This is a genomic window from Streptococcus gwangjuensis (genome assembly GCF_028156745.1).
GTDB classification, from domain to species: Bacteria; Bacillota; Bacilli; order Lactobacillales; family Streptococcaceae; genus Streptococcus; species Streptococcus gwangjuense_A.
Genome location: NZ_JAODJG010000014.1, coordinates 1 through 297, shown reverse-complemented (window position 1 = coordinate 297; position 297 = coordinate 1). Strand labels below are relative to the sequence as shown.

1 protein-coding gene is annotated in these 297 nt (G+C 43.1%); it reads right to left on the bottom strand.

Annotated elements, in window-relative coordinates; all coding sequences use genetic code 11:
- Window positions 1-297 (bottom strand): mucin-binding protein (locus N5909_RS00105; RefSeq protein ID WP_419965929.1); only part of this gene is annotated, 297 nt, incomplete at both ends.

Sequence of the window (297 nt, the reverse complement as noted above, 5' to 3'; positions counted from 1 at the left end):
GTTGGAGAGACTACTTTATCAAACGTATCATCATTAGTTGTCCAGTCTTGGAAGAAAATTTGACCAGTCACTAGGTTAATACGACTCCAACGTTTAAAGTTCAGTGTTTCAACCACATCATCCTTAGCCTTGCTTCCATCTTCGTAAACGTAATGGATGGTACGGCTAACACTTTCCTTGTTATCCAAATCATGGACACTAGCTGGCCAACGTGGGCTATCTGGTTGTCCTGGATTGACTGGGGTGTTTGGTTGTGGAGTTGGGTTATCTGGGTTAACTGGTTCAACACGTTCTGAA